Below are 16,301 nucleotides of genomic sequence, written 5' to 3'. Positions count from 1 at the left end.
CTGACCTCATGACAGCGCTCGAGCAACCGGACGCCAGCCCGGCACTTTTCGGCGTCTCGCGCCGGACGGGTCGAGTTCGGTTGTGCCCTGGGCGGAGCCGACCGGCGGACGCTGTTCCTGCTGACCGCGACCGACTGGACCGCACAGGCCCTGGCGGGGCGCAGAACCTCCGCCGTGACGACCCTCCGGGTCCTCGTTCCTGGGGCCGGGCTGCCCTGAGGGCGCTCAGCGGGGGAGGCCGAGTCCCCGTTCGGCGATCGTGTTCCGCTGGATCTCGTCGGTGCCACCGCCGAGGCGCAGGCCCGGGGCGAACAGCAGCCGTTCGATCCATGGCGCGGCCTGCGGGTCGTCGACGAGCGTCACCGCCATCCCGAGGATGGTGGTCGCCGCGTCGGCGCTGAGCCGGGCGTGCTCGGAGTAGAGCAGCTTCGTCGTCGGTCCGGCCGCCGGGACGGCGTGCCCGGCGGCGATCCTGGCCCGGAGCAGGTCCAGCGTGCGCTCCCGGATGACCGCCTGGGCCAGCAGATCCCGAACGCCCGGGTCGTCGGAGCAGCCGAGCTGCCTGGCCAGCCCGACGAGCTGGGTGGCGGAGCGCGCGCTCGTGCCGCCGCCGATCGCGGCCCGTTCGCTGGCGAGCATCGTCCGCAACACGGCCCACCCTTCCCTCGGGCCGCCGATCAGCCCGTTCTCCGGCACGAAGGCGTTGTCGAGGAAGACCTCGTTGAAGTGGTAGGCCCCGGACATCTGACGGAGCGGGCGGATCTCGACCCCGGGCTGCTCCATCTTCATCGCGAAGCACGACAGGCCGGCCCGGCCCTCCTCCCGGCTCCCGGTCCGGGCGATGAGCAGGGCGTAGTCGCTGCAGCCCGCGTTGGAGGTCCACACCTTCTGGCCGGTGACCGACCAGCCTCCGTCCACGGGGGTCGCCCTCGTCTGCGCGCTGGCCAGGTCGGAGCCGGCGCCCGGCTCGGACAGCAGCTGGCACCAGCCGTGCTCGCCCCGCAGGATGGGCGGCAGGTAGGCGACGCGCTGCTCGTGGGTTCCATGCCCGAACAGCACGGCGGGGACCATCTCCAGCGCGACGGCGAACATCTTCGTCGACACGCCCCACTTCGCCTGTTCCGCCACGACGACCTCGTCCTGCCAGCCCGGGGCACCGTGGCCGCCGCACTCGGTCGGCCAGGACCGGCCTGCCAGGCCGGCGTCGAACAACCGGCGCTGCCAGGCGCGCGTGACGGTGATCGCGTGCTGTTCCTGCTCGTGGTACTCCTGCGGGGTCCGCGCGCTGACGACGTGCACCGCGGAGAAGTCCTCCGGCGATCCCTTGCGCGGCGCGTTGGCCACGAACCACTCGCGGACCCGAGCCTCGAACCGTGCTCGTCCTTCGACCCGCGCTCGTCCTTCGCCGCTGCGCCCGGGGGCCGGTGCGGGTGAGTGCTGCATCGGGTCTTCGCCTCCACACACGTTCGTAGCGACTCGGTTCACGATCACTTCGGGATGCCCGCGGCGGTCGGGCCGCCGGCCGGGCCGGCCCGCCGGTTCATTCGGACTGCTCGGCGAGCACGTACCGGGCGAGTCGCTGCCGGTGGTGGGCCGGGTGACCGAAGAGCTGCCGCGAGCTGTGCGCGCGCTTCAGGTACAGGTGCGCCGGATGTTCCCAGGTGACACCGATGCCGCCGTGGACCTGGATGTTCTCGGTGGCCGCCGCGACGAAGGCGTCACCGCAGCACGCCTTCGCCAGACTTGCGGCCAGCGGCAGGTCGGGCAGGTTGTCGGCCGCCGCCCACAGGCCGTGGTAAGCGGCCGAGCGTGCCGACTCGACGCCGAGATGCATGTCGGCGAGCTTGTGCTTGACGGCCTGGAACGAGCCGATCGGTCTGCCGAACTGGACCCTGGTCCTGGCGTGGTCGACCGCCATGTCGAGTACCCGCGCCGCCCCGCCGACCTGCTCGGTGGCGATCGCGACCGCCGCGAGGTCGAGCACGTGCTCCAGTACCGGCCGGGCCGCGCCCGCCTCGCCGAGCAGCCGGGCCGGCGCCGCGGTGAAGGTGATGTCGGCCTGCCTGCGGGTCTGGTCGAGGGTGGCCCGCGGCACGCGGTGCACGCCCGGGGCTCCCGCGTCGACCGCGAGGACGCTGAGGCCGGCTCCGGTGCGGGCGACGACGAGCAGCAGCGACGCCGCGTGCCCGTCGAGCACGAACGCCTTCTTCCCCGAGACCGTCCACCCGTTGCCGTTGCTGTGGCCGTCGAGGGTGGCTGTGGTGGTGATGCCGTCGGCACCGGCCCAACGGCCCGCGGATTCGGTGAGCGCGAGCGTGGCGACGGTCGTGCCGGCGGCGATCCCGGGCAGGTAGTCGTGGCAGGCGGCGTCGTCACCCAGACCGAGCAGGGCCGAGGCGGCGAGGACCACGGTCGACAGCACCGGCGCGCACAGCAGCGAGCGTCCCGCCTCCTCGAGGACGACCCCGAGCTCGACGAATCCGCAGCCCGCGCCGTCGTATTCCTCCGGCAAGGTCAGACCGGCGATTCCGAGCTCGCCGGCGAGCTGGTGCCAGAGACCGGGGTCGTAGCCGTCGACCGTCTCCATGAGACGTCTGACCTCGGCCTCGGGCGAGGTCTTGTCGAGGAAGTCGCGAACCGTCCGCCGGAGTTCGTTCTGCTCTTGGGTGAAAGCTAGATTCACGTGGCCTTCCTCAGGAGATGAAGACAGTCCGTGCGCGTGGACCGCTCGCCGGCTCGCGCGGGGATCAGCCTGCGGTGGCCAGGCTCAGTTCTTCTCGGCGAGACCGAGAACGCGGGCGGCGTTCTCCCGGAGGAATTTCGGCCACACGTCCTCCTTCAGCGGGAGCTGCGCCAGTTCTGTCATGATCCGGTCGAGGGACAGGCCCATGGGGAAGTAGCCGCCGTACAGGATCCGGTCCGCGCCGCGGGTGTTGGCGTAGTCGATGATGTCCGCCGGGTAATAGCGCGGCGAGAAGGCGCTGGTCGAGTAGTACAGGTTGGGCCACTTGATCATCAGTTTCACGGCGAGGTCGGTCCACGGCTCCGCACCGTGCCGCATGACGAACACCAGCTCGGGGAAGTCGTACATCACCCGGTCCACGAGCTCGACGTGCTGGACCATGGACGGCACCCGGGGGCCGGCGATCCCGACCGTCACGAACACGGGGATGCCCAGCTCGACGCACTTGGCATAGATCGGATACATCTGTGGTGCGTCGATGGCCACCTGCGGCAGCACTCCGTGCGGAAAGAGGGAGACAGCCCGGACGCCCCACTTTTCATGGACGCGGACGAGGGTACGAATTCCCTCCATTCCCCGGTTGGGATCGCAGCTCCATGAGCCGACGAATCGGCCCGGGTGTTCGGTGAGTGCGCGCTCGGCGGCCTCCGTGTTCGCGCTCAGGCTGATCAGGGCGATCTCGACGCCGTGCCGGTCCATCTCGCCGAGTACGAGCGCGACCGGGTCGACGTCGTCGGCGAGGTGGCTGGCAGGCACGTCGTGGAACATGTACGCCGCCGGCATCACGAATTCGTCCCGCGACTCCTTGTCGCGTAACGAGGCCCTGATCTGTCTGTACAGCGCGGCCGGATCCTGGGGGAATCCCACCATTGTGTCGATCACACCGATGTCGAACGGCCGGAGCGAGCGGTCGGTCGTGGCGGGGGGTGGGAACGTGGGAGCCACCTTGGGTACCTTCCGTGATGCTTGCGCCGCGACGCCGCCCCCCACGGCGGCGGTGGCGGTGTCCGGGCCGGGATCGGCGGCGGTCGCCGTCGGTCGGGCCGGGCCAACGATAGCCCGCGATCACTGTCGATGTCGACATCGATATCGACATGAGTTACGCTCGCCGCACGGCGGTGGATTCGCCATCAGGCCCAGGGTGATCCGGCCTCCGAGGAGTGGCCGTGCGGAGGCGGGATCCGCCGGCGAGGTCGGTATCGCGGCTCAAGGTCAAGATCCCATTTCGAGCTGGTCGCGTCCATGGCGACTGAGGACTCCGCGCGCGGTCCTGAGGCTGGAGGACACATGTATCCCGGCACCCACGCGGCGTCCGCTCCGGACCGGCCCGCGGTCGTCATGGCCCACAGCCGGGAGATCGTCACCTACGGTGAGCTGGACAGTCGTTCCGCCCAGCTCGCACGCCTCCTCCACGCCCGCGGGCTGCGCGCCGGCGACGTCGTCGCCCTGTTGGCGGAGAACCATCCCCGCTTCCTGGAAGTGCTGTGGGCGGCGGTGCGCTCGGGCCTGTACCTGACGGCGATCAACCGCTACGCCACCGCGGACGAGATCGCCTACATCCTCCGCGACTCACAGGCGTCGGCGCTCGTGGCGACCGCGAAGCTCGCCCCCGTCGCCGGCACGGCGGTGGCGGACGTGGCGGGGTGCGAGACCCGCCTGATGATGGACGGGGCCGTCGAGGGTTTCGAGCCGTACGAGGAGGCGATCGCGTCGTTCCCGCCGCAGGCCCTTCCCGGGCAGCCGTGTGGTGAGCTCATGCTCTACTCCTCGGGCACGACCGGGCGTCCCAAGGGGATCAGGCGGCCGCTGCGCGGGATCGAGGTCGGGGACCCCGTGGCGGCGGGCGGCGCGCTGATGTGCCAGCGGCTCGGCGGCATGGATCAGCGGTCGGTGTACCTCTGTCCGGCGCCGCTCTACCATGCGGCCCCCCTCGGCTGGGCGCGGGGAGCGCACGAGCTGGGCGCCACCATTGTGATCATGGAGAAGTTCGACGCGCGGGAGATGCTCGAGCTGATCGAGCGGGAGCGGGTCACCCATGTCCAGGCGGTCCCGACGATGTTCGTCCGGCTGCTGAAGCTCCCGGCCGAGGTCCGCAAGGGCTACGACCTGTCGAGCCTGCGGCGGGTCGTCCACGCGGGTGCTCCGTGCCCCGTCCCGGTGAAGCGCGAGATCATCGAGTGGCTGGGCCCGATCGTGACCGAGTACTACTCGGGAACCGAGGGCGCCGGCATGACGGTCATCGCGTCGGCCGAGTGGCTCGACCATCCCGGCTCCGTCGGCCGGCCGGTGCTCGGCACGATCCGCGTCTGCGGGCCGGACGGCGCCGAGCTGCCCACCGGTGCGACGGGCTCGATCTACTTCGAGCGGGACGGCACCGTCTTCGAGTACCACAACGATCCGGAGAAGACCCGGTCGGTGCGGCACCCCGGGCACGAGAACTGGCTGTCCTTCGGTGACCTGGGCTACGTGGACGACGAGGGATACCTGTACCTCACCGACCGGAGCGCGTTCACGATCATTTCGGGCGGAGTGAACATCTACCCGGCCGAGATCGAGGCGTGTCTCGCCGTGCATCCGGCGGTGGCCGACGTCGCCGTGTTCGGACTGCCCGACCCGGAGATGGGCGAGTACGTGCACGCGGTCGTGCAGCCGGCCGAGGGTGTACGGGCCACGGCGGAGCTGGCCGAGGCGCTGCGGGCCCACGTCCGGGAGCAGCTCGCCGGGCCGAAGGTTCCCCGGGTCGTCGACTTCCAGGCGGAGCTGCCGCGCCTGCCCACCGGCAAGCTCTACAAGGTTCCGCTGCGGCAGAAGTATCTGGATCGCCTGGCGGCCCGCCCGCCGGCGGACTCGCGGACCCCGCCCGCCGCGGCGTCGTCGGGTTTGTCAGGAGGAGTGCGGTGAGCGGGCACGACGAGCTCTACATCGACGGGCGCTGGACCAGCCCTGCCGGCTCCGAGCTGTTCGAGGTGGTGTCCGCGGCCACCGAGGAGATCATCGGAACGGTTCCCGCGGGCCGGCCCCGCAACGGAGCCAGGCGGCGCCGGCACCACGAACCGTCCCGATGGAGGTCCGGTGGGAAACCCCTTCAGTTACCAGGACAAGCGGGTCGTCGTCACCGGCGGTGCCTCCGGTATCGGCGCCGCTCTGCTCGAGCTTCTCGGTGACCTCGGCGCGCCGCACGTCACAGTGATCGACCGGAAGCCGCCAGCCGCTGCGGTGGATCGTTTCGTCGAGGCCGATCTGTCCTCCCGGGTGGGCGTCGACGCCGCCGCGGCGGCGATCGAAGGTCCGGTGGACGTCCTGTTCAACAATGCCGGGGTTGCCGGTACGCAGCCCGCGCCTGTGGTCTTCAGCGTGAACTACCTGGCGGTCCGGCGGTTGTCGGAGCGGCTCGCGGGACGGATACCGGCCGGCGGGGCCGTCGTCATCACCTCGTCGATGGCGGGGATCGGCTGGCAGGCGCACCAGGACGAGCTGGGCAGGCTGATGGCGATCGACGACTGGGACGAGGCGCTCACCTGGCTGGACACCCACCCCGAGCGGGCCTGCGACCCGTACGCGCTGTCCAAGGAGTGCACCCAGCTCTACACGCTCCGCGCGGCCCGCGCGGCCAGCCGGGCGGGGACCAGGATCAACAGTGCCTGTCCCGGCGCCACGAGCACGCCGCTGCTCGGAGACTTCCGGTTGACGATGACCGGCGAGATCATCGACTGGTCGGTCCGGCAGGGCCTCGGACGGCCGGCCTCGCCCCGTGAGGTCGCGCAGATCCTCGCGTTTCTCGGCTCGGACGCCGCCGGCTACCTCAACGGCGTGAACCTCCCGGTGGACGCGGGCCTGCAGGCGGCCCTCGCGACGGGCCAGACCGACTAGCCGGGACGGGACAGACCGACTGGCCGGGACGGGCCGCTCGGCCCGGCGGGCCGCCTCCAGTCGAAGCCGCGGTTCGAGGGCCGATATATCTCGACATCGGTGTCGACTTCGATATTCTGGCGACGCCGCGTCGGGCGTCAGGCCGCATGAACGACGATCGGAATGCGAGACGGACCGTGACGAATAAGCCCACCAAGCCGTGGATCTTCGACTTCGACAACCACTACTACGAGGCAGAGGACGCCTTCACCAGGTACCAGGACCGCTCGCTGCGTAACCGCGGTGTCCGGTGGGCCGAGGTGGACGGCCGGCGCCGCCTGCTCGTGGGAGGGACGCTCAACTCCTACATCGCCAACCCGACCTTTGATCCCGTTGCGAAGCCGGGCGCGCTGTACGACTGGTACCGGGGCAACCCGCGCCAGCAGCAGATCAAGGATGCCTTCGGGGAACTCGAGCCGCTGCGGCCGGAGTACCGCGACCGCGCGCGTCGCCTCCAGCTGATGGATGAGCAGGGGCTGGCCGGCATGCTGCTGTTCCCCACGCTCGGGGTGGGCGTCGAGGACGCGCTCAGGCACGACCCGGAGGCCGGGGGCAAAGTCTTCCGGGCGTTCAACCGGTGGCTGGACGAGGACTGGGGCTTCAACTACGAGGGCCGGCTGTTCGCCGTGCCCTACGTTCCCCTGCTCGACCCCGCGGCCGCCGTCGACGAGCTGCGACGGGTGATCGAGGCCGGAGCTGTCGTGGTGAACGTCCGCAACGCGCCGGTTCCGGTGCCCGGTGGCTTCCGCTCACCGTTCGATCCGGTGTACGACCCGTTCTGGGGGCTGGCCGCCGAGGCCGGGATCGTCGTGGCGACCCACGCCGGCCTCGACGGCTACGACACCCTGGTACAGATGTGGGAGCCGGGCGGTGCGGAGAGCTCGCTGTTCCGCTCGCCGTTGCGCGGCATCGTCACGAAAGGCCGGGCGGTCAGCGACTTCTACGCCGCCGCGGTCTGCCACAGGATCTTCGACCGCTTCCCCGCGCTGCGGTTCGCCAGTGTCGAGAACGGTGCCGCGTGGGCGCCCGAACTGCTGCACCGCCTGGACGACGCCGCCAACCGGAACCCGGGCTACTTCCAGGACCACCCGAGGGACGTGTTCGGTGAGCACGTGTGGATCACTCCCTTCTGGGAGGACCGCGTCGACGAGCTCGTGGCCGATGTGCGGGTCGACCGTCTGCTGCTCGGGTCGGACTGGCCGCACGCCGAGGGCACCCGCGCGCCCGCCGACTTCCTGACCGAGTCGCTGAGCGGGCTGCCCGACGCCGACATCCGGCGGATCGCCCGCGAGAACGCCCTCGAGGTCATGCGGATCTCGCTCGACTGACCCGGCCGGAGCTGCGCGGCCGGCCTCGCGAACGGACCCGGCCTGCTTTCCGCCTGGCGTCAAGCGCCCTGCCTGATCGACGACTTCGGAGGAACCAGCATGGATATCGCGGCAGCGGCCACCGTCTTCACGGATCCGCGGGCGTACGCCGACAACGAGCGCTTCCACACCGCCACCGCCCTGCTGCGGCGTGAGTCACCGGTCCACCGTGTCGAGCATCCGAACTTCAACCCGTTCTGGGCCGTCACCAGGCACGAGGACGTCATGGCGATCTCCCGCGCCTCCGACATCTGGATCAACGAGCCCCGGCCCGCGCTCGGCCCCAAGCCCAAGGACGCCGACCGGGAGAACATCCCGATCCGGTCGCTGGTCCAGATGGACGCCCCGGACCATCCGGTCTACCGCCATGTGAGCGCGGACTGGTTCAAGCCGGCCGGTGTCCGGCGGCTGCGCGACCGCATCGCCGAGCTGGCGAAGCGCTTCGTGGACCGCATGGCCGACCAGGGCGGCGAGTGCGACTTCTTCGCCGACATCGTCTCGCACTACCCGCTGTACGTGATCCTGTCCCTGCTCGGCCTGCCCGAGGAGGACTTCCCCCGGATGCTCAGGCTGACCCAGGAGCTGTTCGGCGCGGACGACGAGGACCTGGTCAGGAACCAGGACAAGCAGGCGCAGATGCAGACCCTGATCGACTTCTTCAACTACTTCCAGGCGCTGATCCAGGACCGCCGCGCGAACCCCACCGACGACCTGGGGTCGGTGATCGCCAACGCCACGATTCGCGACGAACAGATCGGCGAGCTCGAGGCGGCCGGCTACTACACGCTGATCGCGACGGCGGGGCACGACACCACCAGCGCCGCGCTCGCCGGCGGACTGCACGCCCTGCTGGAGAGCCCGGGTCAGTGGCAGCGCCTGGTCGACGACCCCAGCCTGGTGACGACCGGTGTCGACGAGATGATCCGGTGGGTCTCCCCGGTCAAGCAGTTCATGCGTACCGCCCGCGAGGACACGGTCGTACGCGGCGTCGAGCTCGCGGCGGGGGAGTCGGTCCTGCTCTCCTATCCGTCGGCCAACCGGGACGAGGACGTCTTCGACAACCCGAACACCTTCGACGTCGGCCGGACCCCGAACCGGCATGTCGCCTTCGGGTTCGGCGCCCACTACTGCCTGGGCACACACCTGGCCCGCCTCGAGGGCCAGGCGCTCTACGCGGAGCTGGTCCCCCGGGTGCGGTCGATCGAGCTGGCCGGAACGCCCGAGTACATGGAGGCCCTGTTCGTCGGGGGGCCGAAGCGGCTGCCGATCCGCTACACGATGGCCTGACGTGGGCGGCTCCACGCCTGTCGACGAGCTCGCGGTCCAGGCGACCCTCGCCCGCTACTGGTGCCACGACGAGCTGGTCAGGCTCGACGGCGAGTGGCGGATCGCCCGGCGTGACGCGCTGCGGATGGACAGGCCCGCGTGACCGCCGCGGCGCACCACTTCGCCCGGCTGCTGGCGCTCGCGCTGGAGCCGGGCGGCCCGCCCGTGACAGCCACGGCGCCCGTGCGCCCGGAGTCGTTCGCGCCCGGGACCACCCGCGTCCGGGCCTCGGTGCTCCTCGCCATGGTGGACATCGTCGCCGGGCAGACGCCGGACGGGCCGGGCAAGCCGGCGGTGGGGGCCACCATGGACCTGCGACTGGTCCTCCTCTCGTCCCCTCCGACCACCGGCCACCTGCACTTCCGGTGCGAGCCGCTGCGGGTGGGCCGCCGGTTCGTCGTCGCCGAGACCGAGCTGTTCTCCGACGGTTCGCCCCTGCCGTTCGGCCGGGCCGTGTCGACCTTCGCGGTGCTCGATCTCGGAGCCGGGATGCCCGTGGGCGCCTCGCGGGTCGTACCGGTCGAGGGAGGTTCGTTCGACGCGTTCCTGGGGGCCCGCGTGCAGGACGAGCACACCCTTGTCCTCGACTCGTCGCCGAGGCTGGCCAACGGCCCGGCGGGCACCCTCCACGGCGGCGTCCAGGCGCTGGCCGCCGAGCTCGCGGCGGAGCGCGTGGTGGGTGGGGGCGATCGTGGCCTCGCGGTTACCGACCTGGACATCCGCTATCTCGACCGTCTCCGCGTCGGCCCGCTCACCGCGTCCGCGCGGCAGGTGCCGTCCCGGACCGGCGCCCCGGTAGCAGTCGTCCGGCTTGGCGACGCCGGTTCCGGCGACCGTCTGATCGGCCACGCGACGGTCTCCTTCGGACAGCTGTGAGGCACGCCCGTTCCCGACGTCGTCCGCCCTCGAGCTGAGGGCGGCCAGGAGGAGTTCTGATGCTTCCCGCTCCGGAGGACCAGGTGGCGATAGGCGACCTGCTGGCCCGGTACTGCCTGACACTCGACCTCGACGATGTGGCGGGCTGGGTCGGTCTCTTCGTCGAGGACGGCAGCTACCAGGTGTACGGGCGTTCCTTCGACGGGCATGAAGGGCTGCGCGCGATGATGGCCGCGGCGCCCGGTGGACTGCATCTGGGCGGCTCGCCGGTCATCGAGATGCTGAGCGCCGACGAGGCACGCACCTCCCGGAACCTGCTGTTCGTCAGCCGCGCGGACGGCGTCTCGCGCAGTGCCGTCTACACGGACGAGCTCGTCCGGACGGCTGACGGCTGGCGTATCAGACGCTGCAGGTGCCGGTTCATCACGGCGGCCGGTCTCGCGGACCGGCCTGAGCGCTAGCCCCTTCCTCTCCTGCCTGTGACAGCACCGGCGCGGTGGGTGGGAGAAGCTGGAAGGCGACGTCGATTCTTGAATTTCCGGTGTCGGGCCGGTCCGGCTCGGGACACGGCTTCGCCCCGCAGCCGTGGCGCCGTCGCCCCGCGCGCCGGCAGGACGGGCGAGGATGGCCGTCCCACAGTCCGCACAGGACGCCGGTTGCCCTGGACATCCGGCCCGAGGACGGAAGGCGGAACCGCATGCGGATCGGAATGCCGCTGGACTACAGCGGTGGGTTCACGGAGGCGGTCGCGGCGCTCGGCGACTACGAGAAGGCGGGGCTCGACATCGTCTCCGTCCCGGAGGCGTACTCGTTCGACGCGGTCAGCCAGCTCGGATTTCTCGCCGCGCGCACGGAGCGGATCGAGATCGCCTCGGGCATCCTGCCCATCTACACCCGCACGCCCACGCTGACGGCGATGACCGCGGCCGGGCTCGACTTCCTGTCCGGTGGGCGGTTCACCCTCGGGCTCGGCGCGTCCGGGCCGCAGGTGATCGAGGGCTTCCACGGTGTGCCGTACGACGCTCCGCTCGCCCGCACCCGCGAGGTCGTCGAGATCTGCCGGGCGGTGTGGCGGCGCGAGAAGGTCGAGTACGAGGGCCGGCACTACACCCTGCCGCTGCCACCTGAACGGGGCACCGGCCTCGGCAAGCCGCTGAAGATCATAAATCGGCTGGTCCGGGAACGGATCCCGATCGTCCTCGCCGCGATCGGCCCGAGGAACGTCGAGCTGGCCGCGGAGATCGCCGAGGGCTGGGAGCCGCTCTTCCACCACCCGGAGAAGGCCGGCGAGGTGTGGGGGCGGGCGCTGGCCCAGGGCAGGGCGAAGCGCGCCCCGGAGCTCGGAGAGCTCGACGTCGTCGTCGGCGCGCCGCTCGCGATCGGCGAGGACACTGACGGCCTGCTCGACCTGATGCGTCCCATGTATGCGCTCTACATCGGCGGGAAGAAGAAGGAGGCCGAGGCGGCGGTCCCCGGCGACCTGCTGCGGGCGGCCGCGCTCGTCGGCTCCGCGGGCCACGTCAGGGAGCGGTTGGCCGCCTACGCGCAGGCCGGTGTGACGACGCTGAAGGTCACCCCGCTCGCCGCCGACCATCGTTCGCGTGTGGCCGCGATCGAGCAGCTGCGCGAGTGGGCCTCCTGACGCCCCGGCGCGTCCGTCTGTCCGTCGATGCGTTCGAAGATCGCTGATATGCCCTGGCCCCACCGATGCAGACGCTCGCTGATGTGAGCGCAGCGCCAGCTCATCCTGCTCCGAGCGGGAGATGCCGTAGTCCTTACGTAGGTTCTCCGCCGTCTCGATCATTCCGCCGGGTACCGGGAAGTGAATCGCGGCGGCTGGCCGGCGGGACCGCCGGCCAGCGCTTCCACGGATCTGCCCACGGTCTAGTCGAAGGACGTCAGTGTCGGGTCGGTCCAGTCGCGGTTCGCGTTCGACCAGCAGACGAACGGCTTTTCCGCCGTTCCACCCACCAGATTGAACTTGCCTCCCTTGACCTGTACAAAGCTGGCGCATTCCTGGGCGGGTCCGTGCGTCTTCGGGTCGGCCTGGGTCGGGCTGTCGTGCATCCGGGTCCAGTCGAGGGGCGGCACCAGGCCGCCCGCGGTGAAGTCGGTGATCTTGTTCGTCGCGTCGATCACACTCTGCCGGGTGAACGAGGGCCCGGCTGCCAGAATCCCCTGGTAGGCGATGTCCGCGTTGATCCAGCCGATCATCGCGACCTCGCTGATCTCCGCGCCGGTCTCGCCCATCCACTTCTGGAAGTCGGCGAGGCCGCTGTCGCCCGGGTCCGCCTGGAAGGGCCGGAAGGAGACCTGCACGATGTCGCCTTCGAACAGGCCGTCGGCCTCCCGCACGAACTTCTCGTCGTAGGTGTTCGGGTGAAGGATCCTGACGTCCGGCATGCCCTGCCGCTGCAGCTCCTGCGCGAGCGTCTTCTGGCCGTTCAGATCGAAACAGCTCACAATCATGTCGACGCCCGCGCGCTTCATCGCCGACACCTCGGGCCCGATTCCGTTGGGAAGACCGAACGCGAGTGCGTCGTTGAAGTACACCACCTGCTGGCCGGTCTCGGGGGCGTACAGCTCGATTGAGTCCCGGACAGACTGGGCGCACCGCTTCGAGGAGTCGGAAATACCGTAGCCCATGGCCGCAATGTGCGTGGCGCCGACGATCTTGGCGCCGTAGGGGTAGTAGCGGGCGGTGCACTCAAGGCACGTGATGCCGGCGTTGCCCCAGATGTCGTCGTGGCCGACCATCGCAGCCGGTTGGATCGCCCACACGTACTGCGGGATTCCCGCCTTCGCCAGGTCGCCCCACCCGGTGGGAAGCTGGGCGGCGCTGAACGTGCCGAACGTGTCGTTCGCGGTGATGATCTGCAGCGCACTCTGCTGGTTCTGACCCAGCTGGTCGTCGATCTTACTCGTCAGTTTCAGCTGCCGGCCGTGCACGCCGCCTTCGCTGTTGCGGAAGGCGAAGTACGCCTCGATTCCCTGGGCGAAGCAGTCGTAGATGCAGGCTCCGGTCGGATTGTTCGTCTTTGTCGCCAGCATCGAGAAGTTGACCGCGTCGGCGGTGACGCCTGGCGCCCCGTTCGCCGGGGCCGGTCCAGCGGTGCCATCACTCTCGGTCGAGTCCCCCCCGCCCGAGTTCGAACAGGCCGCCGCCGCCGTCGCGAGCGCCAGCGCGACCAGGAGTACCGACAACCGGCGTAGACCGGCGTGTAATCGCTTCATGAGAATCTGGTAGTCTTTCGGATCTCACGCCTGAAGATTTAGTCTCCGAGCGCCATCTGATTCTGACAGAGGTCCGGACGATAGGACCGGGTGTCCGTCTGAGCGGTCACGCGACGACGCCGCGGATTCGCAGGTCGATGACGGCTTCCATGTCGAGGCCGATGTCGGCGAGGATCTCGTCGCCGTGTTCGTTGAACCCCGGGGCGCGGCCGGCCGCGGCGGGCTGCTCGTTGTACTGCATGGGCGCGGCCACCAGCTCGAACGGAGCGCCGGTCGCCGACTCGCACGGCTGCAGGTAGCCGTTCGCGGCGGTCTGCGGATCGGCGGCCGCCTCGAGGGTGTCCTGCACGACCGCCCACTGCCCGCTGAACGGTTCGAGCCTGCGGCGCCATTCGTCCACCGGCCGCTCGGCGAACGCCAGGGTGAGGTGGGCGGCGACCTGCCTGTGGTTGGCCATGAGCGACCCGTGGTCGGCGAAGAGCGGGTCGGTGGCCAGCTCCGGGCGGCCGATCACCGCACAGAGCTCGGCCCAGTACCTGCCCGCCTGCAGGCAGCACAGCATGAGGCCCCGGCCGTCCTTCGTGCCGTACGTGGCGACCAGCGGGTTCCTGCTCATGTCCTCGACCGGCGGGGCCTGCCATGGCCGCTTGAGCAGCAGGGACAGCGCGATGGCCTGCCCCATCGCCCACATCCCGGTGTTCAGCAGGGAGATGTCGACGGTCGTGGCCTCGCCGGTGCGCTCGCGGTGGAACAGCGCGCCCATGATTCCGCCGGCGATCGTCACGGCGCCGATCGAGTCGCCGAACCCGGGGCCGGGCGGTGGCGGGTTCAGGCCGTCGTACTCGGGCCGGGTCGTCCCGACCGCGACTCCCGCCCGGGCCCAGAACGCCAGGGCGTCGTAGGCGCCCTTGTCGGCGTCCGGTCCGCGTTCCCCCTGGCCGGTCCCGCGGGCGTAGATGATGTTCGGGTTCGCCGCCCGGATCTCGTCGAGACCGATGCGGAGCTTGGCCCGCACGCTCGGGAGCTTGTTCGTGAGGAAGACGTCGGCCGTCGCCGCGATCCGGTACAGCAGGTCGAGGCCGTCGGCGGAGGTGAGGTCGAGCCCGATGCTGCGCTTGCCCCGGTTCGAGTGTTCGAGCAGGGCGTGCACGCCGCCGCCGACGGCCGCCATCCCGGTCGACTCCAGGCCGCGCATCGCGTCACCCCGCACGACGTGCTCGACCTTGATGACGTCGGCACCGAGATCCGACAGCAGCGCCGAGGCGGCCGGGACGAACGTGTGCTCGGCCACCTCGAGAATTCGGACGCCTTGCATGACTGAGGTCATCGGCCCTCCACGAGCCCGTCGGTCGTGTGTTCGGAGTTGGCGTCGGACGGGTGAGCTGGCACTGCACGGGCGGCCGTAGCCCGGCGCGGATGTGATGCACGTTACTCTCTCATCTTATAGATGATCTATAGCTTGCGCGACCTAAAAAATGAATCATTTAGATAGAAGCGATGGATCTGCGCTACGGTCGAGCCCTTGTGGCTACTCGACGGCTGGAGCCGTCGGCTTCTCAGGCCGCTTCCGTGGCCTGACGGGCCAGCCCGACCCGAAGGATGTTGATCGCCGCGTTCACGTCGGCGTGCGCGGTGTGCCCGCAGGCGACGCAGGTGAACGCGGCCTGTGTTCTGCGGTTGTCGGCGTGGCAGTGCCCGCAGACCGCACACGTGCGGGAGGTGTTGGCGGGGTTGACCTCGACGACGACCCGTCCGGCGCTTTCAGCCTTGGCGCGCAGCACAGTGAGGAACATCCCCCATCCCGCGTCGAGAACGCTTCTGTTCAGCCCGGACTTCGCCGCCTGCCCGTTCGCCGGGAACACCCCGGGCCGGTCCGGGTCGGGTCTCGGCGCGGCCCGGCGGCCAGTCGGCACCGGGGGTCCACGTGCCGAAGGTGGCCGAGCTCGTGGCCGCTCAGCTCCGGTGGCGGATCGTCACCAGCGAGCTTCGCGACGGGGGGCTTCCGCGCGAGTCGGACATGCTCGCGGAGTCCAACGCCTCGACGCACGCCTTCCATCTCCGCCTCACCGAGCTGTGCGGCACACGCCGTGGGCCCCGGAACCCACGACTACAAGGCATGACCGGACAGGGCGGGCCTGCGACCGCGGGCCCGCCCCTTTTCGGCTGGTGCCGCTGTTACAGACCCAGGGCCTCCTTCACCGAATCCCATACGTAGCCCTTGCCGGGCATGTCGATGTAGGGGATCACCTCGGCGTATCCCAGGCCGGTGACGGACTGGCCGTTGATCGTGCCGCTGACGCTCGAGGTGCCCTCCCAGTACTGGCCGACGGGAACGAGGTCGCTCCACACCTCCTGGTCCGCCAGTTGCGGTGTGACAGTCAGCGAGCCGCCCGGGATGTCGACCTTCCAGCCATGTGGATACGTGATCCCGGTGTGTGGGCTGGTCCAGGTACCGAGCGCGGTCTGGCTGAGCTGGGCGGCCGGGAGATTGGTGGTGCTCCCGTCCGGCCTGACGAGCGTGCCGACCGTCTGGACATAGTTGTTGTTCTTGTCGCGGATGAAGTAGAGCATGTACTGGGTGTTGTTGGAGAGCTGCAGGCTGAACCATTCCCAGCCGCCCTCGCCCGGGTTCCAGTTGCCCCACTGGTGGTCCTGCCAGGCGGTGCCTGTGACGTTCACGGCCACGCCGTGGTCGAAGAGGACTCCGCTGGCCTTGAGGCAATGCCGTGAAGCGTAGTTTGATCTTGCTGGGATCTGGTCATGCTGCGCGTGGGGCGAGGGGGTGGAGCCGGATCGTTGGCGGGCCTGGGTGGCGGGTCGAGGCGGGTTCGCCGGGTTTCTTGACG

14 protein-coding genes and 2 pseudogenes are annotated in these 16,301 nt (G+C 70.1%); 8 read left to right on the top strand and 8 right to left on the bottom strand.

Annotated elements, in window-relative coordinates; all coding sequences use genetic code 11:
• Positions 1-225: 225 nt before the first annotated feature.
• From FMEAI12_RS27390 to FMEAI12_RS27380, 3 genes are all read right to left on the bottom strand, one after another.
• Complete coding sequence (locus tag FMEAI12_RS27390; RefSeq protein ID WP_112108353.1) at positions 226-1,443, bottom strand: acyl-CoA dehydrogenase family protein; 1,218 nt, start codon at positions 1,441-1,443, stop codon at positions 226-228.
• 97 nt (positions 1,444-1,540) lie between these two features.
• On the bottom strand, positions 1,541-2,683 hold the full coding sequence (locus tag FMEAI12_RS27385; RefSeq protein WP_112108352.1) for an acyl-CoA dehydrogenase family protein: 1,143 nt from the start codon (positions 2,681-2,683) through the stop codon (positions 1,541-1,543).
• Between the two features lie 84 nt (positions 2,684-2,767).
• Positions 2,768-3,613, bottom strand: a complete 846-nt coding sequence (locus tag FMEAI12_RS27380; RefSeq protein WP_112108359.1) for an amidohydrolase family protein — start codon at positions 3,611-3,613, stop codon at positions 2,768-2,770.
• Between the two features lie 417 nt (positions 3,614-4,030).
• Between FMEAI12_RS27380 and FMEAI12_RS27375 the strand changes: the two genes are divergently transcribed.
• The 8 genes from FMEAI12_RS27375 (at position 4,031) to FMEAI12_RS27335 (ending at position 11,863) form a co-directional block, all read left to right on the top strand.
• Positions 4,031-5,644: an acyl-CoA synthetase gene (locus FMEAI12_RS27375; RefSeq protein ID WP_112108351.1), complete on the top strand. Its 1,614-nt coding sequence runs from the start codon at positions 4,031-4,033 to the stop codon at positions 5,642-5,644.
• 171 nt (positions 5,645-5,815) lie between these two features.
• Positions 5,816-6,613 carry a coniferyl-alcohol dehydrogenase gene (locus tag FMEAI12_RS27365; RefSeq protein WP_112108349.1) on the top strand — a complete coding sequence of 266 codons (798 nt, stop codon included), beginning with the start codon at positions 5,816-5,818 and terminating at the stop codon, positions 6,611-6,613.
• A 176-nt stretch (positions 6,614-6,789) separates the two neighbouring features.
• Positions 6,790-7,980 carry an amidohydrolase family protein gene (locus FMEAI12_RS27360; RefSeq protein ID WP_235014606.1) on the top strand — a complete coding sequence of 397 codons (1,191 nt, stop codon included), beginning with the start codon at positions 6,790-6,792 and terminating at the stop codon, positions 7,978-7,980.
• 99 nt (positions 7,981-8,079) lie between these two features.
• Positions 8,080-9,306 (top strand): cytochrome P450, encoded by a 1,227-nt coding sequence (locus tag FMEAI12_RS27355; protein WP_112108347.1) that lies wholly within the window; start codon positions 8,080-8,082, stop codon positions 9,304-9,306.
• A gap of 1 nt (position 9,307) precedes the next feature.
• Positions 9,308-9,448, top strand: a complete 141-nt coding sequence (locus tag FMEAI12_RS27350; protein WP_200835432.1) for a hypothetical protein — start codon at positions 9,308-9,310, stop codon at positions 9,446-9,448.
• Positions 9,445-10,221, top strand: a complete 777-nt coding sequence (locus tag FMEAI12_RS27345) for a hypothetical protein (protein WP_112108346.1) — start codon at positions 9,445-9,447, stop codon at positions 10,219-10,221. The genes FMEAI12_RS27350 and FMEAI12_RS27345 overlap by 4 nt, the downstream gene beginning before the upstream one ends.
• Positions 10,222-10,280: 59 nt before the next feature.
• Positions 10,281-10,682 carry a nuclear transport factor 2 family protein gene (locus FMEAI12_RS27340; RefSeq protein WP_112108345.1) on the top strand — a complete coding sequence of 134 codons (402 nt, stop codon included), beginning with the start codon at positions 10,281-10,283 and terminating at the stop codon, positions 10,680-10,682.
• A 236-nt stretch (positions 10,683-10,918) separates the two neighbouring features.
• A complete protein-coding gene (locus FMEAI12_RS27335) occupies positions 10,919-11,863 on the top strand; it encodes an LLM class F420-dependent oxidoreductase (RefSeq protein ID WP_112108344.1) in 945 nt (314 codons plus the stop codon).
• A gap of 63 nt (positions 11,864-11,926) precedes the next feature.
• Here FMEAI12_RS27335 and FMEAI12_RS27330 read toward each other — a convergent pair.
• The 5 genes and pseudogenes from FMEAI12_RS27330 to FMEAI12_RS27305 all read right to left on the bottom strand — a co-directional run.
• Positions 11,927-12,046, bottom strand: a pseudogene (locus FMEAI12_RS27330) (hypothetical protein); the annotation flags it as partial.
• Positions 12,047-12,105: 59 nt separating this feature from the next.
• Entirely contained in the window at positions 12,106-13,455 is a 1,350-nt protein-coding gene (locus FMEAI12_RS27325) for an ABC transporter substrate-binding protein (protein WP_112108343.1), read from the bottom strand.
• 106 nt (positions 13,456-13,561) lie between these two features.
• Entirely contained in the window at positions 13,562-14,782 is a 1,221-nt protein-coding gene (locus tag FMEAI12_RS27320; protein WP_112108342.1) for a CaiB/BaiF CoA-transferase family protein, read from the bottom strand.
• 229 nt (positions 14,783-15,011) lie between these two features.
• Positions 15,012-15,356 (bottom strand): annotated as a pseudogene (locus FMEAI12_RS27315) (RNA-guided endonuclease InsQ/TnpB family protein); the annotation flags it as partial.
• Positions 15,357-15,630: 274 nt separating this feature from the next.
• Positions 15,631-16,134 (bottom strand): lipocalin family protein, encoded by a 504-nt coding sequence (locus FMEAI12_RS27305; protein WP_235014628.1) that lies wholly within the window; start codon positions 16,132-16,134, stop codon positions 15,631-15,633.
• Between the last annotated feature and the right edge of the window lie 167 nt (positions 16,135-16,301).

Origin of the sequence: Parafrankia sp. Ea1.12 (genome assembly GCF_900465275.1) — a bacterium.
Taxonomy (GTDB): Bacteria; Actinomycetota; Actinomycetes; order Frankiales; family Frankiaceae; genus Parafrankia; species Parafrankia soli.
The sequence above is the reverse complement of the archived record's forward strand: the minus strand, read 5'-3'. Positions and strand labels throughout refer to the sequence as shown.